This is a genomic window from Tenacibaculum bernardetii (assembly GCF_029125915.1).
GTDB classification, from domain to species: domain Bacteria; phylum Bacteroidota; class Bacteroidia; order Flavobacteriales; family Flavobacteriaceae; genus Polaribacter; species Polaribacter bernardetii.
Window position 1 is genome coordinate 140,594 of sequence record NZ_JAQJCU010000002.1, and the last position, 21,630, is coordinate 162,223.

23 protein-coding genes are annotated in these 21,630 nt (G+C 32.0%); 1 reads left to right on the forward strand and 22 read right to left on the reverse strand.

Going from position 1 to position 21,630, the window contains the following annotated elements; genetic code table 11:
• Nucleotides 1-18 precede the first annotated feature (18 nt).
• From P2G10_RS02270 to P2G10_RS02365, 20 genes are all read right to left on the reverse strand, one after another.
• Nucleotides 19-999, reverse strand: a complete 981-nt coding sequence (locus P2G10_RS02270; RefSeq protein ID WP_218771718.1) for an acyl-ACP desaturase — start codon at nt 997-999, stop codon at nt 19-21.
• Between the two features lie 23 nt (nt 1,000-1,022).
• Nucleotides 1,023-1,751 (reverse strand): lysophospholipid acyltransferase family protein, encoded by a 729-nt coding sequence (locus tag P2G10_RS02275; protein WP_275315051.1) that lies wholly within the window; start codon nt 1,749-1,751, stop codon nt 1,023-1,025.
• Nucleotides 1,752-1,814: 63 nt separating this feature from the next.
• A complete protein-coding gene (locus P2G10_RS02280) occupies nt 1,815-2,222 on the reverse strand; it encodes a hypothetical protein (RefSeq protein WP_275315146.1) in 408 nt (135 codons plus the stop codon).
• Nucleotides 2,223-2,322: 100 nt separating this feature from the next.
• The gene (locus P2G10_RS02285) at nt 2,323-3,390 is read right to left on the reverse strand and encodes a hypothetical protein (RefSeq protein ID WP_275315052.1); all 1,068 of its coding nucleotides are present in this window, start codon (nt 3,388-3,390) and stop codon (nt 2,323-2,325) included.
• Nucleotides 3,391-3,401: 11 nt separating this feature from the next.
• Complete coding sequence (locus P2G10_RS02290) at nt 3,402-5,954, reverse strand: TonB-dependent receptor (RefSeq protein WP_275315053.1); 2,553 nt, start codon at nt 5,952-5,954, stop codon at nt 3,402-3,404.
• Nucleotides 5,955-6,087: 133 nt separating this feature from the next.
• Nucleotides 6,088-7,656, reverse strand: a complete 1,569-nt coding sequence (pgi, locus tag P2G10_RS02295) for a glucose-6-phosphate isomerase (protein WP_275315054.1) — start codon at nt 7,654-7,656, stop codon at nt 6,088-6,090.
• A gap of 3 nt (nt 7,657-7,659) precedes the next feature.
• Nucleotides 7,660-8,943 carry a M23 family metallopeptidase gene (locus P2G10_RS02300; RefSeq protein WP_275315055.1) on the reverse strand — a complete coding sequence of 428 codons (1,284 nt, stop codon included), beginning with the start codon at nt 8,941-8,943 and terminating at the stop codon, nt 7,660-7,662.
• A 95-nt stretch (nt 8,944-9,038) separates the two neighbouring features.
• Nucleotides 9,039-9,815, reverse strand: coding sequence for a DUF3108 domain-containing protein (locus P2G10_RS02305; RefSeq protein ID WP_275315056.1), 777 nt, complete (start codon nt 9,813-9,815; stop codon nt 9,039-9,041).
• A 102-nt stretch (nt 9,816-9,917) separates the two neighbouring features.
• Nucleotides 9,918-10,838 carry a tryptophan 2,3-dioxygenase family protein gene (locus tag P2G10_RS02310; RefSeq protein WP_218771725.1) on the reverse strand — a complete coding sequence of 307 codons (921 nt, stop codon included), beginning with the start codon at nt 10,836-10,838 and terminating at the stop codon, nt 9,918-9,920.
• Nucleotides 10,839-10,925: 87 nt separating this feature from the next.
• Nucleotides 10,926-12,089 carry a 4-hydroxyphenylpyruvate dioxygenase gene (hppD, locus tag P2G10_RS02315; protein ID WP_275315057.1) on the reverse strand — a complete coding sequence of 388 codons (1,164 nt, stop codon included), beginning with the start codon at nt 12,087-12,089 and terminating at the stop codon, nt 10,926-10,928.
• 47 nt (nt 12,090-12,136) lie between these two features.
• The gene (locus tag P2G10_RS02320) at nt 12,137-12,496 is read right to left on the reverse strand and encodes a four helix bundle protein (protein WP_275315058.1); all 360 of its coding nucleotides are present in this window, start codon (nt 12,494-12,496) and stop codon (nt 12,137-12,139) included.
• Nucleotides 12,497-12,532: 36 nt separating this feature from the next.
• Nucleotides 12,533-13,690 carry a homogentisate 1,2-dioxygenase gene (locus P2G10_RS02325; RefSeq protein WP_275315059.1) on the reverse strand — a complete coding sequence of 386 codons (1,158 nt, stop codon included), beginning with the start codon at nt 13,688-13,690 and terminating at the stop codon, nt 12,533-12,535.
• 196 nt (nt 13,691-13,886) lie between these two features.
• The gene (locus P2G10_RS02330) at nt 13,887-14,219 is read right to left on the reverse strand and encodes a 2Fe-2S iron-sulfur cluster-binding family protein (RefSeq protein ID WP_218771728.1); all 333 of its coding nucleotides are present in this window, start codon (nt 14,217-14,219) and stop codon (nt 13,887-13,889) included.
• Nucleotide 14,220: 1 nt separating this feature from the next.
• Complete coding sequence (locus P2G10_RS02335) at nt 14,221-15,117, reverse strand: sterol desaturase family protein (protein WP_275315060.1); 897 nt, start codon at nt 15,115-15,117, stop codon at nt 14,221-14,223.
• 40 nt (nt 15,118-15,157) lie between these two features.
• The gene (locus P2G10_RS02340; protein WP_218771729.1) at nt 15,158-16,213 is read right to left on the reverse strand and encodes an NAD(P)/FAD-dependent oxidoreductase; all 1,056 of its coding nucleotides are present in this window, start codon (nt 16,211-16,213) and stop codon (nt 15,158-15,160) included.
• A 202-nt stretch (nt 16,214-16,415) separates the two neighbouring features.
• Nucleotides 16,416-16,652: a NifU family protein gene (locus P2G10_RS02345; protein WP_218771730.1), complete on the reverse strand. Its 237-nt coding sequence runs from the start codon at nt 16,650-16,652 to the stop codon at nt 16,416-16,418.
• 10 nt (nt 16,653-16,662) lie between these two features.
• The gene (locus P2G10_RS02350; protein ID WP_218771731.1) at nt 16,663-17,793 is read right to left on the reverse strand and encodes an Mrp/NBP35 family ATP-binding protein; all 1,131 of its coding nucleotides are present in this window, start codon (nt 17,791-17,793) and stop codon (nt 16,663-16,665) included.
• Between the two features lie 160 nt (nt 17,794-17,953).
• Complete coding sequence (locus tag P2G10_RS02355) at nt 17,954-18,298, reverse strand: MGMT family protein (RefSeq protein WP_275315061.1); 345 nt, start codon at nt 18,296-18,298, stop codon at nt 17,954-17,956.
• Nucleotides 18,299-18,307: 9 nt separating this feature from the next.
• Entirely contained in the window at nt 18,308-18,979 is a 672-nt protein-coding gene (gene trmB / locus P2G10_RS02360; protein WP_275315062.1) for a tRNA (guanosine(46)-N7)-methyltransferase TrmB, read from the reverse strand.
• A gap of 12 nt (nt 18,980-18,991) precedes the next feature.
• Entirely contained in the window at nt 18,992-19,210 is a 219-nt protein-coding gene (locus P2G10_RS02365) for a DUF6341 family protein (protein WP_218771734.1), read from the reverse strand.
• A gap of 42 nt (nt 19,211-19,252) precedes the next feature.
• On the opposite strand from P2G10_RS02365, the gene P2G10_RS02370 reads away from it, so the two are divergent.
• The gene (locus P2G10_RS02370; protein ID WP_275315063.1) at nt 19,253-20,155 is read left to right on the forward strand and encodes a hypothetical protein; all 903 of its coding nucleotides are present in this window, start codon (nt 19,253-19,255) and stop codon (nt 20,153-20,155) included.
• A 2-nt stretch (nt 20,156-20,157) separates the two neighbouring features.
• On the opposite strand, the gene upp is transcribed toward P2G10_RS02370, so the two are convergent.
• Together upp and P2G10_RS02380 are read right to left on the reverse strand one after the other, a co-directional pair.
• On the reverse strand, nt 20,158-20,811 hold the full coding sequence (gene upp / locus P2G10_RS02375; RefSeq protein WP_275315064.1) for a uracil phosphoribosyltransferase: 654 nt from the start codon (nt 20,809-20,811) through the stop codon (nt 20,158-20,160).
• Nucleotides 20,812-20,848: 37 nt separating this feature from the next.
• The gene (locus P2G10_RS02380) at nt 20,849-21,628 is read right to left on the reverse strand and encodes an alpha/beta fold hydrolase (protein WP_275315065.1); all 780 of its coding nucleotides are present in this window, start codon (nt 21,626-21,628) and stop codon (nt 20,849-20,851) included.
• Nucleotides 21,629-21,630 lie beyond the last annotated feature (2 nt).

The following is a 21,630-nucleotide window of genomic DNA, read 5'->3' on the forward strand; positions in this document are numbered from 1 at the left end:
CGTTCTTTAATTATCTTTCTAAGATGGAATCATCCATTTAAAATTGAATTTGGTATCAGGAACCACAATACGTTCTGTAATACGATACATTCTATCTGGTAATTTCATTAAGTAATCACGTGCTTTCTCAGCCTCTGGAGTTAAACCTGTAATCTTATCTATCTCCCAAGTTGTATTTAGTTTTTTAATAATATCAACATAGTCAAAACCTGTGTATACCCCAACTCTTTGCGCTACTGTAGAGAAATCATCAAATAAAGTTCCTTTTGCTCCAAAAGACTCTCTTAAGTGCATTGCAGGCATTACTATTTTGTATTTCATCATGTATTGAAATGCTAACATCATTTCGCTAGGATCAATTTTAAATATCTGCTTCACAAATTCTGTATATGCTTGGTGATGACGCATTTCATCTCCTGCAATAATTCGAGACATTTTTGCCAACGCTTTGTGTCCTTTTTTCTTTGCAATTTTAGCTACGTTTAAGTGAGAAACATACGTTGCTAATTCCTGAAAACTCGTGTATATAAAGTTTTTATATGGATCGCTTGCAGTACCAATATCAAAACCATCAGTAATTAAATGTTGCGTGGTAATTTCTACCTCACGCATATTTACACGTCCTGAAAGATATAAATACTTGTTTAAAGTATCTCCATGACGATTTTCTTCCGCCGTCCAAGCACGAATCCATTTTGCCCAACCGTTATCTGGGTGTTGTGTTATTCCATCTAAATCCAACAACCAAGACTCGTAAGTTGGTAGTGCTTCTTCTGTAATTGTATCTCCTACCAATACCACCCAAAAGTCATCATCTAATTCTTTAGATAATTCTCTAATTTCTTCAACTTCAGAAATAAAAGTATCTTTTTGTGAGTTTGGTAAAAAATCTGTTGGTTGCCAAATTTTTTCCGCGGGTATTAAAAATTTTTCTACGAAACTATCGATATTCTTCTCGAGCGTTTTCATTACTTCCTTTCGGATATTTTGTACTGACATAATTTTTTATAATTTATAAGCGATTATAAAATTGATTCTTTAATCGTATTTTCTACTGTTGCCACCAATTCATTAAACGGTAAACTGTTTACCTTTATTGGCGCGTGTGTCTTAATTTTTATTGGACTTCCCAAACCTAACGGAAATTTACCATACTTGAATACTTTCCATGAATTATTTATGGTTAGTGGCACAATATAAGCTTCAGGATTGTATTTTGTAATCATTTTTAAGCCATTTATTGAGAATGACTTTGGTTTACCTGTTCTACTTCTTGTTCCTTCAGGAAAAATAACCGCAGACCATTTGTTTTTATTTATCTTTTTTGAAAAACTTGCCAACTCAGTTAATGCTTGTCTTGCATCTTTACGATCTATTAAAGCAGCGCCACCGTGTCTTAAATTAAAAGAGATACTTGGTATTCCTTTTGCTAGTTCTTTTTTAGATACAAATTTCGGAAAGTGTTTTCTAAAATGCCAAATAATTGGTGGAATATCAAAAGTACTTTGATGGTTTGAAACGAATATTAAAGTCGTGTTTTCTGGTAAATCCTGTTCATTTTCTACCTGAACACGAACTCCTAAAATCAAAAGTGATTTTATTAATACCCAATTCATAATATTTACTACATTCTGATGACCATTTTGACCGAACAATTTTAACCCTAACCATTGCAATGGTTGAAATATGATTAATAGTAAAAAAAACACCAATGCGAATATTGATGAAACGATATAACTTATGAATTTCATTTTAAAATATTTAATAGCTTACAAAAATAAAAAATCCCGCGAGAGCGGGACTATATTTTGTAATTAAAACCAATTACTCCAAGGAATTCTTGATAATATTAGTAGCAATGCGATTCCGTAAAAAATTGCAAAGGTTTTAAATTTAGCCTCACTTTTCACTTGTTTCTTATGTTTAGACCATCCGATGGTTATTAAAACAATCGCTAAGATCATCATTAATGGATGCTCTAAAGCTAAAAGTCTTACAGGAGCATCTTTCATATCTCCCAGTCCTTTTTGAAAACCTCCTATGAAATACACCAAAAACCCTAACAACAACTGAATATGTATTGTTATTAAACTAAACAACCCCAAACGGAATTCTTTATGGGTAAATTCTTTTTTTTGGACTAAACCGACAATAGCATTAATTACTGTAAAAATTAATACAACTAGTACAATATATGCCCAATAAGAGTGCAATGTTTTCATCATAATATCAATGTTTTTAATAACAGTAAATGTACTAATTTTTATGCATAAAAAAACCACCTCAAGTGAGGTGGTTTTATTTTTTTTATCAAAATATAACTTATTGCTTAACGTATTCTGCGCCTACTTTAATAACCGCTAAAGACCATACTGCATTAGAACCATTATAAATGTTATAAGAAACTATATATTTTTGCCCTTCTTCATCACTAGGGAAGTTGTTTAATAAAATTGTATTTATTTTTGCCAATCTAACAGACTCCTCAAATTCGTCTTTTCCTGATCTAACATCAAAATTGTTATATCTATCATTACCAACTAAAGCATAATCTGCAGACGTTAAAGTGTACTTAATTGTATTATCTGGAACCCAAGTGATACCATCATGACCAAATTGGATGCTTTTATTTACAGTGTTTTCATATTTTTCCCAGTCTGAACCGTTAAAAATAAAATAAACAACATAACTATTGGTTTTACCTCCACCTACATACAACTTGTACATAATAGCTTCAATATCTCCTTCTGATTTACTTTCGTATTTAAATTTATCTTGTAAAAATACAGGAATTTTCTCTAAGGCTTCATCTTCGCTTGAAAAGTTAGGGTAACTCTCACCCATCGCATTGTACTCATCATCAGTAAAACCTGTTATCATTTCCCAGACACCATTATTAAAAAGAAAACCGTTATTAAGTGTAGAAACGCTTCCTGAATAGTACTTATAAGTTAATGATACTAATAACCTGTTTGTTGGTGATGTGTATTTAGTATCTAAAAATTCTATAATATCAGAATAACTACTAAAGTTACCATATGTGTGACCTCCTGCAGCATAATCATCTGAAGTTACTTTATATACTTCTAAGCTTTTTTCATCATTTTTTTTACTATATAATTTATAAGTAACTAAAGCCGATGATTGATTCCCTAAAACAGGGTATTTACTTGTTAATAGTTCTGGAATCATTTCTTTAGCATCGTCTTCTGAACTAAAATTCCCATAAGATAAATTTAACGCGTCATAATCGTCATCTGACATTGTAAAAGCAACATCACCTACAATTGCACTTTCTTGAGCGTCAATTTCTTCATTGATATCTGCCAGTGGTTCGCATGATGCAAAAACCATTGTAAAAACTGTTAGTAATAAAAATATTTTTTTCATGATTATATTTTTTAAAATTTAACTTTTAACCCTAAACTAAATGTTCTACCTGTACCATAATAAACTGTAGCATCACTAGAAGTATGAGTAGAACCATCTCTAGCGTCTGATATATACTCAGTGTCTAAAATATTATTTAACTTTCCTGATAAGGTAGAATCAAAATCACCAATTTTAAAACCGTGAGAAAAACCTAAATCAAATAAGTGAAAATTAGGTAATTTCCATGTATCATTTCTATCAGCTGGATTTGTTCTTCCATCGATGTCCATCGTAGCATAGTTTTGCCCTGCATAGTTATAATCTACAAAGAAAGAAGTTCTTTGAGCTGGCTTATAAGCTAAACCTAGAGCCCAAGTTGTTTGAGCTGCATCAGACACTCTTAAACCGTCTGCATAAACAGTTGTTTCTCTTATTAAATTACCTCCACCATCAAAAAGTTCACCTGAAGCATCACTAGCCCATTTCCAATCTCCTAAAGAAACCATACCTGTAAGTTTTAACTGCTCGGTCATTTTATAAATAAAATCTAACTCGACTCCTTGATGTAAAGCATCTAATCCTGAAAGGTTTGCTACTGGAATTTCACCAGAAACTAGATCAGGTTGTCCTGAAACAGTTAACGATCTATCTAACCAAGAGGTTCTATAAACATTTAAATTAGCAGAAAATTTTTCGCTTCTAAATCCGTATCCAATTTCTGCTGAAAATACTTTTTCATTTACTGCATCTTCATTTATACTAACAGATTCAACATCTGTAAAAACAGTTCCTGTTAAAAAAGGAGCTCTAGAGAAGTAACCTGTATTTGCAAAAACATTATGGTTTGCATCAATATTAAAATTTGCACCTCCTTTTAAACTATAACCTAAAAAGTTAACATTATCTGAATTTCTTCCGTTCGGGTTTTTCTGATCATCTAAATAACTTGACTTATTATATCTTGTATTGGACATTGATGATGCTAAAAACAAAGATAAATCATTACTAGAGTACTCTAACTGAGAAAAATAACCATATCTTAAAACTCTACCAACATAGTCTCTATTTAAACGATCACCAACTTTTAAAGCTTGGTTAGCATTATTATCGTTGCTATAAGGGTTAATTAAAAACTGTCCTCCTAATAAATCTGCTACTTCATAATAGTGAGCTCCTTCATAATATCTCCCGTCTAAACCTCCAGAGAAAGTAAGATCTTCAGTTAAATCAGTTTTAAATGTAGATAAAACACCATACCATTTATGTGAGTTTCTTGAAGATAAAAATACATCAGAAGATCCATTAATTCCGTTTGCTTTATTTTCTGCTACAATTCTATCGAAGTCAATAGGTTGATCGACATCTCCTAACCTATAATCATCATCTTGAAATTTTGTAGAACCTCTATTGGTTCTTCTTCCACCACCACTACCGAAAGAAGAATATAAAACAGTCGTTAAAAATGTTTTATCAGAAATAATCCAATCATGATTTAACGAGATTTGTGGTTTATGATAAAAGTTAAAAGAAGTATTTTCTATTTCTCCATTTCTATATCCCCAATCTGGATTAAATCTTTTACCTCCTTGTTCCGTAGCTCTATTTTGAGCTATTGTTCTTCTATTAAATCTTTGTCCGTGCTCTTGTTGCGCTCCAAAAACTGTAAAAGAAAGCTTGTGATTATCATTAAATTTTTTAGCTACGTTTAAGAAATAATTAAACCCATCAAACCATAAACCATCTACATAACCATCACCTTTAATAGTAGCTGCAGATGCTGTAATAGCCAATCCGTTCTCCATTAAACCTGTTGATAATGTCATTCCGTATTTTTGATAACCGTCATTAGCTGTTGAAGCTCTTACCATACCTCCTTTTTCAGCGTCAGTAGATTTTGAAAGAATGTTAATTGTACCCCCAACAGAAGGAACAGCTACTTTAGAAGCACCTAAACCTCTTTGAACTTGCATTGCAGATGTAACATCTGATAAACCAGCCCAGTTAGACCAATATACGTTTCCGTTCTCCATATCATTAACAGGAACCCCATTAATCATTACGGCAACGTTCTGAGATCTAAACCCACGTAAGTTGATTCTTGAATCTCCGTACCCACCACCTGCTTTTGTCGCATATACACCTGGTGTAGATTTTAAAATTTCAGGAAACTCTTGTGTTCCTAACTTAGTTTCAATTTCAGATGCTTTAATTGTAGAAACTGCTACTGGTGTTTTTCTATCAATAGCAAATGACGTTGCTGTTACCACTATTTCGTTTAAAACGTTTGAAGGCTCTAACTCGATAGTTCCTAAATTTGTTTTTGAAGCTGAATAAGCTACTTCTTTATTGTTGTACCCTATAAAAGATAATACAACAGTACCTGAAGTAGATTTAGCGTTTAACATAAACTTACCGTCAAAATCTGTTGCCGTTCCGTTTGATGTTCCTTTAACTACAACTCCAGCTCCTGGTAATGGCTCTCCCATTTCGTCAACAACTGTACCTGTTAGTTTAGTTTGCCCTAAAACAGTAGCTGTTACAATGAACAGTGCTACTAGTAAAACATTTTTAAAATTTTTCATTTTTAATCTAATTGTTATTAAATGCGGCGCAAAGGTCTTGCTTTTATAAGTTGCTAATATTAATTTAATGTTAAGCTTTTTAACATTACCTTAACAAGGTAAGTTCAATAAAACCACATTAAAAAAAGATTTCTTAATTATTTAACATTTTTTTAGCCAGTTCCTTACCTAACTCCACTCCAAACTGATCAAAAGAATAAATATTCCATATAACACCTTGTGTAAATATTTTATGCTCATAAGTAGCGATTAACATTCCTAAAGATTTTGGTGTAAGTTTTTTTAAGAGCAGCGAATTAGTTGGTCGATTTCCTTTAAATGTCTTATAAGGCAGTAGTAAATTTATTTGATCTAATTTATTTTCAATTTTTAACTCTAAATGTATTTCTTCTTTTGTTTTACCATAAGCTAAGGCATCCATTTGAGCATAATAATTAGCCATTAATTTTTTATGTGAATCTACCAAACCATATAATGACTCTTCAAAACCAATAAAATCAGCCGGAATTAGTTTTGTTCCTTGATGCACTAATTGCATAAAAGCATGTTGCATATCTGTACCCGCTGCTCCCCAAATAATATTTCCTGTTTGATAGTTTACTGCTTCACCATTTCTATCAACACTTTTTCCATTGCTTTCCATAACAGATTGCTGCAAGTAAGAAGGAAACTTTGACAAGTGATAGCTATATGGTAAAACTGCTTCTGTCTCGCATTTAAAGAAATTATTCATCCAAACACTTAACAAAGCTAATATTACAGGAATGTTTTCTTTAAAATTAGCATCTTTATAGTGTTCGTCAACTTCTTCTGCTCCGTTTAATAATTCTTTGAAATTATCATACCCTATAGACAAACTAATAGACAGCCCTACGGTTGACCATAATGAAAACCGTCCTCCAACCCAATTCCACATTGGAAAAATATTCTTTTTGTCTATCCCGAAATTAACTGCTTCTTCAATATTAGAAGACACAGCAACAAAATGTTTAGCTACATCAAAAACAATGGCCGATTTTAAAAACCAATTTCTAATGATATTTGCATTCGTTATAGTTTCATCTGTAGTAAATGATTTTGATACAATTACAAATAAAGTGGTTTCAGGATTAAGCTTACTTAAAATTTCAAATACATGATCTCCATCTATATTAGAAACAAAATGTGTGGTTAATTTATTTTTATAAAACTGCAATGCCTCCACAACCATACGCGGACCTAAGTCAGAACCTCCTACTCCAATATTTACAACATCTGTAATTGGCTTACCTGTAAAACCTTTCCATTTCCCTGAAATAACTTTATTGCTAAAGCTTTTCATTTTTCTAAGAGCGGTTTGTATTTTGGGTCTTATATCTTTTCCATCAACTAAAAGAGGACTATTTGAGTTACTCCTTAAAGCTGTATGCAAAACAGCTCTATTTTCTGTAACATTAATTTTATCGCCCGAAAAATATTTATCAATAGCGTCTTTTAACTTAGTTTCTTCTGCTAATGAAACTAATAAATCAATTGTTTCCTGAGTAATGTGGTTTTTAGAATAATCAACTTTAAAATCACCTAAAGAAATAGAAAATTGTTCTTTTCTGTTTTTATCTTTGCGAAACAATTCTTTCAACTCATATTTTTTTGCTTCACTAAAGTGGTCGATTAACTTTTTCCACGCTTCGGTTTGAATTGGATTTATATTTTCTAAAGCCATAGTTTAATGTATCAGTAATAGTTCTTTCTCAATTAAAGGCTTAGAAATTGTATCCTTTTTAGTCAATTCAATTTTATCTAACTGCTCTTTAAGCGGCTTTATAAATTCAAAATACGCTGGTTTCATGTTCGGGTCTAAAGGTTCTGCTGATGGTAATTTTTGTTTAAAAGGATCTACTTCTTTACCGTATTTCCAAAAACGATAACAAACATGTGGCCCACTTGTATTTCCCGTCATACCTACATACCCTATAATATCTCCTTGCTTAACATAATCACCTACTTTAACGTTTCTTAGCTTCATGTGTAAATATTGCGTACTATAAGTGCTGTTATGCTTTACTTTTACATAATTTCCGTTACCACCACGTCTTGCTGATTTCACTACGGTTCCGCTAGCTGTTGTCATAATTGGAGTTCCGTATCTTGCTGCAAAATCGGTTCCTCTATGTGCACGCACCCTACCATAAAGTGCTATTTTTCTCCTTAAATTATAACGTGATGAAATACGATATTGAAACTTAATTGGTGATTTTAAAAATGCTCTTCGCAACATATTTCCTTTTTCATCATAAAATTCAGGAATCTTATTTATTGTGTCTCCAACAAACTTATAGGCATGTAAATCATCTCCTTTATGATTAAAAACCGCTGCTTTTACTTCACCATATCCTACAAAAACAGAATCGTTGATGAATTTTTCTTCATAAATTAACTTAAAACGATCTCCTTTTTGCAAACCATAAAAATCTAAAGTCCACGCATAAATATCAGCAACAGTATTTGTTAAGGTTGGTTTTAAACCTAAACTATCCATAGTAACTGATAAGCTAGAAAAAATTTCTCCTGCAATTTCTTTTTCTAGAATTTTAATTTTTTTCTTAACTCTATATGCCGATATAACAGAATCTTTAAAATTGATTACTGTAGCGTCAACTTTGTTGTGTTTATATATAAAAACTTGTGCTTTTTCAAGAGAATCTTTAGAGGTAAGTATCGTATATGCTTTACCTGAACGAACTCGTCTAACATCAAAAGTATCTTTAATTACTGTTGCTATTTCGTTTATTTTAGGATACATAACATGATGCCTGTCTAAAATAACCCCAAAACTTTCTCCACTTTTTATGGTATCGTTTATCAAATTGTAGTTATCTAAATTAAAACCAAAGGCAAAAACAGGTTTTGGCTTTTCTATTTTAATCGGAATTTTTATAGGATCTTTCTTTTCTTCTTTACAAGATAAAAAAAAACAAAAAAGAAGAAGTGGGAAAATAAATTTTTTCAAAAAAAGTGGTTTAAATTTGTGTTTATCTGCAAAAATACAAATAAAAAATATTGTTTATGACACTTTAACGATAAGTAAACTATCTATATTATTTTTTAATCAAAAACTATTTCAAAAGGATTTGCTAATCCTTTATACGCATCTAACTCCGCTCGAAGAGAACCTACAGATAATGAAGCATTTATTTTTATTGGTATTTTATTATCATCTGCAGTAATCCATACTGTTACACTTTCCTCTGCTTTAAATACTCTACCTGACTGAACGATTGGTCTAAACTTTTGCGTTTTAACTTTACCGAACTTTGTTTTTAGAGTTTCATTACCTAAAAAGCGTAATTTAAAAGGATAACTTTTATTATCAAAAAACATATCTATACTTATTTCCTCTCCCTTTTTCATTCCTTTAGTATTATAACTTCTTAAAAAGTAGAAAGTCGAAATCATATCCTGAGGTTCGTTTACTGAAATAAGTGTATCTGTTTTTTTTCTAAAATCTTCTACATATGCAGTATTATCTTCTTGATTAAATGTTATTTGTTTATTTTTCTTGTAACCGCCTTCGTTAATTTTTCTTTTAAACAAATATGGTTTACCGGTTTGAATATCAAAGTATGATTGGTAATTATCATTTACCTTAAAAAACCACTTAATCATTCCTGTGGTTTTTCCTTTTCCTGTTGCATGTAATATTTTTTTACCATTTAAAACTTCTTCTTTTACTGATAATGTAGCTTCGCCTGCTTTTAAAAAACCGCTGTAACTCATTTTAAACTTAAGCCATTCGCCATCTTTAAAAGCTACTGGTTTTTGTTGACCAAAAGTAATTATGGTAAAAAATAGTACGGAAATAAAAAATAGTTGTTTCTTCATAGTATTCAAACTTATGAAAAAAGTAAGACAATTACTGTTCCAAACTAAAAAAAGCCGCTTGATTTTAAAATTAAGCAGCTTTTTTACTATTGTTAATCAGGATTAAAATGTTCCCCAATTTTTTAGTTCTTCTTCACTCCACAAATACGGAAAAAATATTCTGCGTTGGTATTTCGGATGCATATATTTACGCCAATTACTTCCACCTGTAGCTTCTAAATCTTTATCTCCGCCACCTAAATATTTCCCCGCAGCGTTATAATGTGCCATTACCCATTTTACATTTACCGTGTAATCGTAATGACGCATTGCTTTAACTAATTCTTCATTTTTTTGAACGCCCTCTGGAAGCTGTTTAAATTTTGTAGATAAGTTACAGTCATTATAATCTTCCATAAAATCGATAAAATCCCCCATATACTTTTTCTCGAAAAGTTTAATTAAGATTGATTTATTACCTGTTTGATGATTTTTACCAGCTGCTTGCCAATACAAATGGTCGAAAGCATTTTTAAAAGACGAGTTCCTATCAATCGTATCTCTATAACGAGCATCAATTAAATTAATTAGTTCTGTTGATGCAAATTCAATTTTTCGATATTGCGCACTTTGAAATCCGCTTGCAGGCGCCAACGTATTTCTAAACTTTAAATATTGCTCTACATCCATTCCGTCTTGCATAACGGTAAACGAATTACACAACATATCAAAATACCTACTGATACGCATTAAGTGTTTTGAGAATTTATCTGCAGTAATTGCTTCTTCAGAAAGTGAAATTTGATCAATTTCCCATAACACCATTTTAAACAACAGCTCATTTACTTGATGATACATAATAAAAACCATTTCATCAGGCTCTGTTGTTCTTGGTATTTGCAATCCTAATAGTGCATCGGTTTGAATATAATCCCAATAAGTTATTGGTGTGCTATGCAACAAACCTTCTAACATTGTTTCTAACGGAACACCTAACTTTTCGTACTTATTTTCTATTGCTTTTAGCAATTCGTCTTTATTCATTTTTCTTTTTTAGAAGAGAGAAAAAAGAGTCAAGAAAAAAGACAAACCTCTCTTAACTCTTGACTCTAACCTCTTGTTTCTATATTTCTACAACGTTCCTCTTTTTTCTTGTTCTCTCTCAATAGATTCGAACAATGCTTTAAAGTTACCTGCTCCAAATCCACGAGCTCCCATTCTTTGAATAATTTCAAAAAACAAGGTTGGCCTGTCTTCTACTGGCTTTGTAAAAATTTGCAATAAATACCCTTCTTCATCTGCATCAATCATAATACCTAAAGACTTTAACTTTTCGATATCTTCGTTTAACTCATGACTAAACTCTTCTAACCTTCCAGGAACTGACTTGTAGTATTCGTCTGGTGGTGTTGATAAAAACTCTACTCCATTGGCTCTTAATTGCGATACTGTTTTTAAAATATCATCAGTCGCCACAGCAATATGTTGTACCCCTGCACCTTCGTAAAAATCTAAATATTCTTCTATCTGAGAACGCTTTGCTGCTTTCGCTGGTTCGTTAATAGGGAATTTAATACGGCCATTTCCGTTAGACATTACTTTACTCATTAATGCCGAATATTCTGTGTGAATTTGCTTATCATCAAAAGATAAAAAGTTTTCAAACCCCATAACATCTTCATACCATTTTACCCAAACATCCATTTGGTTCCAACCAACATTACCAACCATATGATCGATAAATTTTAAACCTGCACTTGGCGGATTGTAGTCTGATTCCCATTTTTGAAAACCTGGTAAGAATGCACCGTTGTAGTTTTTACGCTCTACAAACATGTGCACCGTTTCACCGTACGTATAAATTCCTGCCCTTACAACTTCACCATGTTCATCTGTTTCTACAGTAGGTTCCATATAGGATTTTGCGCCTCTTGATGTTGTTTCCTCGTATGCTTTTCTTGCATCTTCTACCCAAAGAGCTACAATTTTTACACCATCACCATGTTTTACAATATGGTCGTTTATTGGCGATTTACTATTTAACGGAGTTGTTAGCATCAACTTAATTTTGTCTTGTGTTAACACATAACTCACAGAATCTGTTGACCCTGTTTCTAATCCGCGATATGCGTGTGATTGGAATCCGAATGCTGTTTTATAAAAATGTGCTGCTTGTTTCGCATTACCTACGTAAAACTCAACGTAATCGGTGCCTAGTAATGGAAGGAAATCTTGTGCTCCTTCAAATATTTTTTCTAAACCGTATTCTACTGATTTTATATCTTTTTTGCTCATGTTTATGTTTTATAGAAAAGAGAGAAGAGATGCAAGAAAAAAGACTTTTACAGCTTATTTTGAAAGCCCATTGTCATCTTTTGAAATTCTTGAATTTTTACTTCAATCTTTGTTAATTGTTCTTTATTTATATAATTTCTATTGCACGCTATTATTAATTTTGTTTCAAGTTCGAAAGAAGAACCAAGAGAAATATCAATAAAATGTGAAAAAGATTTATCTGTTCTTGATGAACCTTCTGCAATATTACTTGGAATAGAAATAGAACATCTATTAATTTGTGATACTAATCCAAATTTTTCTTCCTTTGGAAAAGAATTAGTGATTTTAAAAACATCATCTACAATATCAATTCCGATTTTCCAAATCTTTAAATTCTTGTACTTATGTCTTTTTCTATCGCTCAATTCCTCTATTCTTTTTTCTAATTTCTTTTATCTTTTTTACTCCAACCAAGATTTATAATAGTCTTCATCGGCAATTTTCATTGCTTCTTCAGTAACTTGTAAAGGTTTAAATGTATCTACCATTACTGCTAATTCTTCGGTTTTTGTATGCCCGATACTGCGCTCGGTTGCTCCTGGGTGCGGACCATGAGGTATACCTGCCGGGTGCAGTGAAATATGACCTTGATCGATATCATTTCTGCTCATAAAATCACCATCTACATAATACAAAACTTCATCTGAATCGATATTACTGTGGTTGTATGGAGCAGGAATTGAATCTGGATGGTAATCGTACAAGCGAGGTACAAAACTACAAATTACAAATGCGTTTGTTTCGAATGTTTGGTGCACTGGTGGCGGTTGATGAATACGACCTGTTATTGGCTCGAAATCGTGAATTGAAAAAGCATACGGAAAATTATAGCCGTCGTAACCAACCACATCAAAAGGATGTGAAGCATAGACCATTTCTATAATTTCTCCTTGCTTTTTTACTTTGATTAAGAAATCGCCTAACTCGTTATAAGTTTCTAATTCTTCTGGTCTTCTTAAATCGCGTTCACAAAATGGTGAATGTTCTAAAAGTTGCCCAAAGTAGTTTCTGTAACGTTTTGGAGTGTAAACCGGACTGTAAGATTCTACTATGAAAAGTCGGTTATTTTCATCATCAAAATCTAATTTATAGATAATCCCACGTGGAATTACTAAATAATCTCCGTATTTAAAATCGATATTTCCAAGGTGTGTTCTTAGTTTACCGGTTCCTTTATGGATGAAAATTACCTCATCAGCATCGGTGTTTTTATAAAAATAATCGGTTGTAGATTTTTTTGGCGCCGATAAAATTATATTACAATCTGAATTCGTTAAAACAACCTTTCTGCTTTCTAAATAATCGTTTTCTGGCTTTACTTGAAATCCACGAAAACGATACGATTGAATATTATTTGCTTTCGCTATTTTGGGTGCAACAGAGTATTGCTTGCGAATTTCTTTGACCATTGTAGGTCTGTGTTCGTGATATGAATTAGTAGACATTCCGTCGAAACCAATCGTACCAAACAATTGTTCGTAATACAAACTTCCGTCTTCTTTACGAAATTGTGTATGTCTTTTGGGTGGAATATTTCCTAACTTATGATAAAAAGGCATATTGCTTAATAGTTTAATAAATTAATATAATAATGTAACAAATAAATATTGCTACATTTTAACATTGATAGATTATTCCATTAATTATTCGGGATTGCGTTTTATCAAAAATTTTAAATGTGATAGTAAGTCTAAATACATTGTTAGAACTTTTAGTTGCTTGTTCTACAAATATACAGAAAGTTTCAGTTATTATTTAACTTTCAGGTGCTAGTTCAACCTCTAAACCATCAAGTGCTGGAGTTATTGCTAGTTGACAGCCTAAACGGCTATTATCTTCTACATAAAAAGCTTCTGCTAACATTGCATCTTCATCATCGCCCATTTCTGGCAATTCATGTGCTGATTTTATATAACATTGACAAGAAGCACACATTGCCATTCCACCACAAATTCCAATTGTTCCTTCTGGCGCTAATTCGTACGAACGTACAACCTCCATTAAATTCATTGCCATATCTGTTGGCGCTTGAATTTCGTGTAAAACACCTTCTCTATCAGTTATTTTTAGGGTGATATCTTGTTCCATATTACAAATTCATTTTTTTACGTAATGTTTTTGCTCGTTTATCCTCTCCATCATGCGTCCAACCTGGTGAGTTGAAAATATAATTTAACTTGTCAGAAAATTTACGAGCTCTTTTTACATCTTTTAAAATTGCCGAATATTCGTGTGTTGCAACTTTTATTGGATTATACGTTTCAATATTTACTGTTAAACCGTAAACGGGATGTTCTATATCTTTTAATTCTTCAGAAAAAGTACCAAAAATACGATCCCAAATAATTAAAACTCCAGCATGATTACAATCTAAATAACGAATGTTAGATGCATGATGTACTCTATGATGCGAAGGTGTGTTAAAAATAAATTCAATCGGTTTTGGTAGTTTATCTACCAATTCGGTATGAACAAAAAATTGATAAATTAAACTTACAGACATCATTACAAAAATCATTAATGGATCGATACCTAATAAAGGAATCCATATCCAAAAGAAAAATTTATGAATACGCTCACCAACTCCTTGACGCAGAGCTGTACCTAAATTCATGTGTATTGATGAATGATGCGGCACGTGACCTGCCCAAAACAAACGGACTTCATGGTTTAAGCGATGAAACCAGTAATAGGCAAAATCATCTGCAAAAAACAGCAATATCCACACCCACCATTGTCGTTGTACAATGTCTTTTAACGGACTTAACTCATGTAAATAGAAGAAAACAACAAAAGCTATTATCTTAGGAAAAAACTCTACAATTGCAGAGAAAACCATCATTAAGATTGATATCCCTGTGTCTTTTGCATTGTATTTTTCTTTTGATATTTTATACTCTACCAACATCGAAATTAAAAATATTGGCAATGCAAAATACAAGAGTTTATCTTGTGATAATTGTTCTATGTAATCTATTAACGTCAAATTTTATCTATTTATAAGCCAGCTAAAGTTAGTTAAAATACTACTCTATTTTTTTAACTACTGCTTTCGGAGCTTCTTTACGTGTACCATCAAAACCATCTATCCCACCAACTGTAGTATATTTCATTACGTATTTTTTATCCGGAAAAATACGCTGAAAAGCACTTTGACACATTAACGTTGCTTCGTGAAAACCACAAAGAATCAACTTTAATTTACCTGGATATGTGTTTACATCGCCAATCGCATAAATACCAGGAATATTCGTTTGATAATCTAATGCATTATTTACTTTAATGGCATTTTTTTCAATTTCTAACCCCCAATTTGCAATAGGTCCTAGTTTTGGTGATAATCCAAAAAGCGGAATAAAATGATCACATTTTAACGTGTATTGCTCTTTATCTTTTTGTTCGATTAAAACACCTTCAACATTATTTTCACCAACGATTCCTTTAACCTCAGCTGGTGTAACTAAATTAATTTTACCGGCATCTTTTAATTCCTGTACTTTATCAACAGAATCTAACGCTCCTCGGAATTCATTTCTACGGTGCACTAAAGTTACAGATTTAGCTATATCTGTTAAGAAAATAGACCAATCTAATGCCGAATCTCCACCTCCTGCAATAACCACATCTTTATCTCGGTAAAGCTCTGGCTCTTTAATCATGTACTCAACTCCCTTATCTTCATAATCTGCAATACCAGGAATTGGAGGCTTACGTGGCTCAAAACTTCCTAAACCACCTGCAATTGCTACTACAGGTGCTTGGTGTTTTGTACCTTTATTAGTGGTTACTATAAAATTACCATCTTCTTGTTTTTCTATTGTCTCAGCGCGTTCTCCTAAGGTAAATCCTGGTTCAAATTGTTTAATTTGTTCCATTAATTTATCGGTTAAATCGCCTGCCAAAATCTCTGGATACGCTGGTATATCGTAAATAGGTTTTTTAGGGTAAATTTCTGAACATTGCCCTCCTTGTTGTGGCAATGCATCAATTAAGTGACAACGTAATTTTAATAATCCTGCTTCAAATACGGTGAACAATCCTGTTGGACCTGCTCCTATAATTAGTATATCTGTTTGTATCATTTTAATGACAAGAATTTTCTTTTTTATACTGATATTCCTGTCTTTTTTTGAAGACAGGAATATATGCGTTAGTGATTGAGCGGCTTGTTTGAGCTCTTTTTAAAAATATTTTTCTATTTTTAAAAAAGCGAGTAGCGAAAGCGCGCTCGAACGCCCAAAAATAATAAGTTTGTAGTTATTAAAACCTGATAAAAATCAAGTTTTAAGCTACATTAATTACTTCTTCTATTGATGGAACATATTTTTTTATAGTTGCCTCAACGCCGTTTTTTAACGTCATTTGATTTACTGTACAGCCACTACAAGCTCCTTCTAACTGAACTTTTACTTTATTATTTTCGATAGATAATAACTTAATGTTTCCTCCGTCACTTATTAAAAAAGGACGAATTTCTTCTAAAGCTTTTTCTACGTTATCTTTTATTTCTGTTGCTGTCATAATCTTTTAACTATTTAGTACTACAACCGCTCATTGTAGTAATACGAACTACTTCGGTAGCTGGCAAATTAGCATTTCTTTTTAATAATTGAGAAACCATTTCTTTGGTTACATCTGTAAATGCTTTTTGTAAAGGGCTGTTTTCTTGTAATGCCACTGGATGACCTACATCACCTGCTTCACGAATACTTTGCACTAATGGTATTTCACCTAAGAAACTAGTTTCGATATCTTCCGCTAAATTCTTAGCACCACCTTTACCAAAAATGTAATATTTATTTTCTGGTAATTCTTCTGGTGTAAAATACGCCATGTTTTCTACGATACCTAATACTGGTACATTAATACTTTCTTGCTTAAACATTGCAACACCTTTTTTAGCATCAGCTAAAGCAATGTTTTGCGGTGTACTTACCACTACAGCTCCGTTAATTGGTACTGCTTGTACGATTGATAAATGCACATCTCCTGTTCCTGGAGGTAAGTCGATCAATAAGAAATCTAATTCTCCCCAATCTGCATCAAAAATTAATTGATTTAACGCTTTTGAAGCCATTGGCCCACGCCAAATTACTGCTTGGTTAGGGTCTGTAAAGAAACCTAGAGATAATAATTTTACGCCGTAATTTTCAACAGGTTTCATTTTAGAACGTCCGTCAACTTTTACTGCTAATGGTTTTTCCTTCTCTACATCAAACATTAAATGTTGAGATGGTCCGTAAACATCAGCATCTAAAACACCAACTTTAAAGCCCATTTTAGCTAAAGACACTGCCATGTTAGAGGTAATTGTAGATTTACCTACACCTCCTTTACCAGACGCTATTGCAATAATATTTTGAATATTAGGAATTGATTTTCCTTTTATTTCATTCGGATTTTCTTTCTCCTTTACCTCAACTTTTACATTCACCTTTACATCGATTGCTTTATCAACGTGCTCGTGAATTGCTTTCGTAATTTCTACTTCTGCCTTCTTTTTAGCTTGTAAAGATGGGTTTGAAATTGTTACATCAACAATAACTTCGTTACCAAAAGTAACGATGTTTTTTATGTTTTCGTTTTCAACTAAACTCTTACCTTCTCCTGGTGCAGTTATAGTTTCTAACGCTTTGTATATATCTTGTTTTTTAAAACTCATTAGAGTGTTTAATTAAATTAATTAATACCTAACTGCAAAGATACGTTTTAGACGTCAGAAAATAAAGAGAGTTAGATTGTGATTATTTATGAAGTGATAATTCTATTTTATGGCATATTTTTAATCCAAAAAAACGAAGATAAACGCCTTTATTTAGAAGCTAAAGGTCTTCTTCAGGTCGCAGTTCGTTTATCGGATTCCAAAAAACAGTTTTAAAATCTTGTATCTGATTTTCAAATACAACAATACCTTCATTTTCTAAAAGCTGTTGCATTAAGTTTGTACCATCGAAATGTTGTTTCCCTGTAAGTAGGCCTATTCGGTTTACTACTCTATGAGCTGGTATGTTTTTAGAATGAGAATTATTCATTGCCCAACCAACCATTCTTGCAGATCTTGCAGCACCTAAATAAGTTGCAATAGCACCATAGCTAGTTACTCTTCCGTATGGAATTAGCTTTGTAACTTCGTAAACTCTTTCGAAAAAATTTTGATTTTTACTCACCGAGTAAAATTAGTAATTTAATTTAAATCGGATATAAGTAATTGGCTTCCCTACTTCTAAATATTGTTTTTCATAGAAAGTTTGGGTAGAAGTTACCTCTTCTGGTGCGCCTTCGTTTTTATACACATTATGATTTGCGTGTATAATCTCATGACCTTCACCATGCAACAAACCTAAAGTATAACCGTGCATAAATTCGCTATCGGTTTTTAGGTTCATGATTCCGTCTTCTTTTAAAATATGGTGATATCTTTTTAAGAATGCTGTATTGGTCATTCTATGCTTTGTACGTTGATATTTTATTTGTGGATCTGGGAATGTTATCCAAATTTCATCAACTTCATTTTTAGCAAAAATGTAATCTACCAACTCTATTTGTGTTCTAATAAAGGCAACATTTTGCATGTCGTTTTCTATTGCGGTTTTTGCACCACGCCAAAAACGAGCTCCTTTAATATCAATACCAATAAAATTTTTATCTGGGTTTTTCTCTGCCAAAGCAATAGTATACTCCCCTTTACCACATCCCAACTCTAAAATAATTGGATTGTCGTTTTTAAAAAAAGTATGCCATTTTCCTTTTAAAGAAAAATCACCAACTACTTCTTCTCTTGTAGGCTGAAGTACGTTAGCAAACGTTTCATTTTCTTTGAAACGTTTTAATTTATTTTTGCTTCCCAATGTGTATCTAAATTAAGCTTTATCTTCAGTTCCTTCTTTTAAGAAAGTTGCCGATTGCCACATCCAGTATCCAAATAAAACGATTAACACCAATACAAATAGCCAGTTTACAGCATTTGATGTCCACCATCCATAATCTCCTTTAGCAACTTCTAGTCGCAACCATTTGAATGGAATTAAAATGTATTGAAATAAATCTCCAATTAATCTAAAAATATTTAATCCTAACATAACTTGATTATCTTTACGTTTGCAAAAGTATAAAAAGAAACCATGTTAGCCAATTTTTTCGGTAAATCAAAACCTGTAAATTTCATAGTGCTGTTTGCGCTGTTTTTAATTTACTTTTCTTTCAGTTTATTTTCTAAAGAATTATCTCTTAATCTCTTTAAAGAATTGCTTGGGTTTATTGTTGTTTTTTCTATTTTCAACTTTATTCTTGCTAAAAATCAATTAACATTCGATAATTCTTTTGCTTTTTTATTTTTCGTAATACTTATCGGATTTTTTCCTGATGTAATAATTATTAATAGTACGTTTTACGCATGCTTAACTGTTTTGCTGTTTTTACGTAAGGTGTATAGTTTAAAATCACAAAAAAACATTCTGCATAAATTATTTGATGGGGGTTTATGGCTAGGTGTTTCTTTTTTAATAGAGCCTTACACGGCTTTATTTTCCGTACTTCTATACATATCTATATATCTGCATCAACAATATACTTACCAAACACTTTTAACGCCTTTAATAGGTTTTGGAAGCGTGGTGTTTTTATTTTTTACCTATTGTTTTTGGTATGATAAGTTGACTGACTTCTACCTTCTTTTCGATTGGAGTATTCACTACGACTTTAACTTATACTTAAGTACCAAGTATTTATTTCAGAATACATTTATTACTTCTTTGGTTATTACTGCGGTTGTTTTAAAAAGCCCTAAGACATTAGCAATACTTAATACTTTTAGGAAAAACTGGATTTTAACTATTATTCACCTAATAATTTCTCTACTAATTATCCTTTTAATGAGCAACAAAGCGAGTAGTGAATTATTATTCGTGTTTTTTCCTGTAGCGGTAATATTAGCAAACGGACTAGAATTATATCAACATAAATGGATTGCCAATGTATTGTTGTTGTTGTTTTTAGCTATATCGATTATCACAAACTTTATATAAGGCTACATTTTAGCTCCAAAAGCCAAATCACCTGCATCTCCTAAACCAGGAACAATATATCCTTTGTCATTTAATTCAGCATCGATATCTGCAATCCATAAATTGGTGTCTTCAGGAAAAAATTCCTCAATATACGCTACACCTTCTGCTGAACCAATTACCGATACTATCTCAATTTTTTTTGGTGTTCCGTGTTTTTTAATTGCTTCATAAACCGCCACAATCGATCTACCTGTAGCTAACATAGGGTCAACTAACAATAATGTTTTACCATCTATTGATGGAGAGGCGAAATATTCTACAATAATATCAAACTCTTCATCATTATTCGGGTGATGGCGGTAAGCTGAAATAAAAGCATTTTCTGCATCATCAAAATAGTTTAGCAATCCATTATGTAAAGTCAATCCCGCTCGAAGAATTGAGCACAAAACTACATCGTTAACTGGAGTTTCTATAGACATTGCACCTAAAGGTGTTTTAATCTCTTTGTTTTCAAAAGATAATTCTTTACTTAATTCATATCCCAAAATCTCGCCAATTCGCTCAATATTTCTACGAAAACGCAGAGAATCTTTCTGAACATCTACATTTCTTATTTCTGCTAAAAATTTATTTAAAATAGATTTCTCTGTGGCTAGGTGATGAATTTTCATAAGTATCTTTTTTACATTGCAAAGTAACAGAAAATATTTAGCCTTTAATAAATTTCTTTAAAGAAGCTATTAATTCATCCTTATCCTCTATGTGACTCATATGACCTCCAGATAATTTTATTAAAGATGTTTTTGTTCGCTTAGCCTCTTTAATAATCGAATTAAAATGTGTTACAGGGTCATTTTCACCAGCAATTATAAGCCTTTTAGGAATAGTTTGTAAAACAGCTTCTTTATTTTCTCTTAGTTGCATTCCTTTTGTTGCGGCAATATACCCTTGTACAGAAGTTTGTAATGCTTCTTTTTTTATCTGTGCTATTTCTGAAGTAAAAATCGCTTTAGTTTCAGTTAAAAATAAATTTGAGATAGACATTCTTACCAAATTACTATAATTCTTTTTGGCCATTTCACCTACTCTAGTACGCAACTCTTTTCGCTCTTCAGAATCTGCTTGTGCAGATGAATTTAACAAACACAATCCCTTTATGTTTTTTAAATATTTTTCTGCAAATGCTAGAGAAACATACCCTCCCATTGAATGACCAATTATATAAAATTTTCTGAGGCGTAAAAAATTTAAAACTTCTTTCACTGCTTCTGCCATATCGTTCATCGTATGAACATACCCTATACAGTCTGATTTTCCATGACCCAAAAGATCAATACAAATTACTCTATTTGTTTTAGATAACTCTTTTACTACGCTACTCCACATAGTCGCGTTTTCTAAAAAACCATGAAGCAAAACTATCGTAGTTCCTTTTCCAACATCTAAATATGCTATTTTACTATTTTTATAACTGATAAAGTTCTGCATCC

Excerpts from the sequence above, each read along its gene's own strand:
- P2G10_RS02290 (WP_275315053.1), bottom strand. The coding sequence starts at position 5,954 with ATGAAAAATTTTAAAAATGTTTTACTAGTAGCACTGTTCATTGTAACA.
- P2G10_RS02285 (WP_275315052.1), bottom strand. The coding sequence starts at position 3,390 with ATGAAAAAAATATTTTTATTACTAACAGTTTTTACAATGGTTTTTGCA.
- P2G10_RS02305 (WP_275315056.1), bottom strand. The coding sequence starts at position 9,815 with ATGAAGAAACAACTATTTTTTATTTCCGTACTATTTTTTACCATAATT.
- P2G10_RS02275 (WP_275315051.1), bottom strand. The coding sequence starts at position 1,751 with ATGAAATTCATAAGTTATATCGTTTCATCAATATTCGCATTGGTGTTT.
- P2G10_RS02280 (WP_275315146.1), bottom strand. The coding sequence starts at position 2,222 with ATGAAAACATTGCACTCTTATTGGGCATATATTGTACTAGTTGTATTA.
- P2G10_RS02310 (WP_218771725.1), bottom strand. The coding sequence starts at position 10,838 with ATGAATAAAGACGAATTGCTAAAAGCAATAGAAAATAAGTACGAAAAG.
- upp (WP_275315064.1), bottom strand. The coding sequence starts at position 20,811 with ATGAAAATTCATCACCTAGCCACAGAGAAATCTATTTTAAATAAATTT.
- P2G10_RS02270 (WP_218771718.1), bottom strand. The coding sequence starts at position 999 with ATGTCAGTACAAAATATCCGAAAGGAAGTAATGAAAACGCTCGAGAAG.
- P2G10_RS02365 (WP_218771734.1), bottom strand. The coding sequence starts at position 19,210 with ATGTTAGGATTAAATATTTTTAGATTAATTGGAGATTTATTTCAATAC.
- P2G10_RS02325 (WP_275315059.1), bottom strand. The coding sequence starts at position 13,690 with ATGCCTTTTTATCATAAGTTAGGAAATATTCCACCCAAAAGACATACA.
- P2G10_RS02370 (WP_275315063.1), top strand. The coding sequence starts at position 19,253 with ATGTTAGCCAATTTTTTCGGTAAATCAAAACCTGTAAATTTCATAGTG.
- P2G10_RS02380 (WP_275315065.1), bottom strand. The coding sequence starts at position 21,628 with ATGCAGAACTTTATCAGTTATAAAAATAGTAAAATAGCATATTTAGAT.
- P2G10_RS02330 (WP_218771728.1), bottom strand. The coding sequence starts at position 14,219 with ATGGAACAAGATATCACCCTAAAAATAACTGATAGAGAAGGTGTTTTA.
- hppD (WP_275315057.1), bottom strand. The coding sequence starts at position 12,089 with ATGAGCAAAAAAGATATAAAATCAGTAGAATACGGTTTAGAAAAAATA.
- pgi (WP_275315054.1), bottom strand. The coding sequence starts at position 7,656 with ATGGCTTTAGAAAATATAAATCCAATTCAAACCGAAGCGTGGAAAAAG.
- P2G10_RS02350 (WP_218771731.1), bottom strand. The coding sequence starts at position 17,793 with ATGAGTTTTAAAAAACAAGATATATACAAAGCGTTAGAAACTATAACT.
- P2G10_RS02345 (WP_218771730.1), bottom strand. The coding sequence starts at position 16,652 with ATGACAGCAACAGAAATAAAAGATAACGTAGAAAAAGCTTTAGAAGAA.
- P2G10_RS02340 (WP_218771729.1), bottom strand. The coding sequence starts at position 16,213 with ATGATACAAACAGATATACTAATTATAGGAGCAGGTCCAACAGGATTG.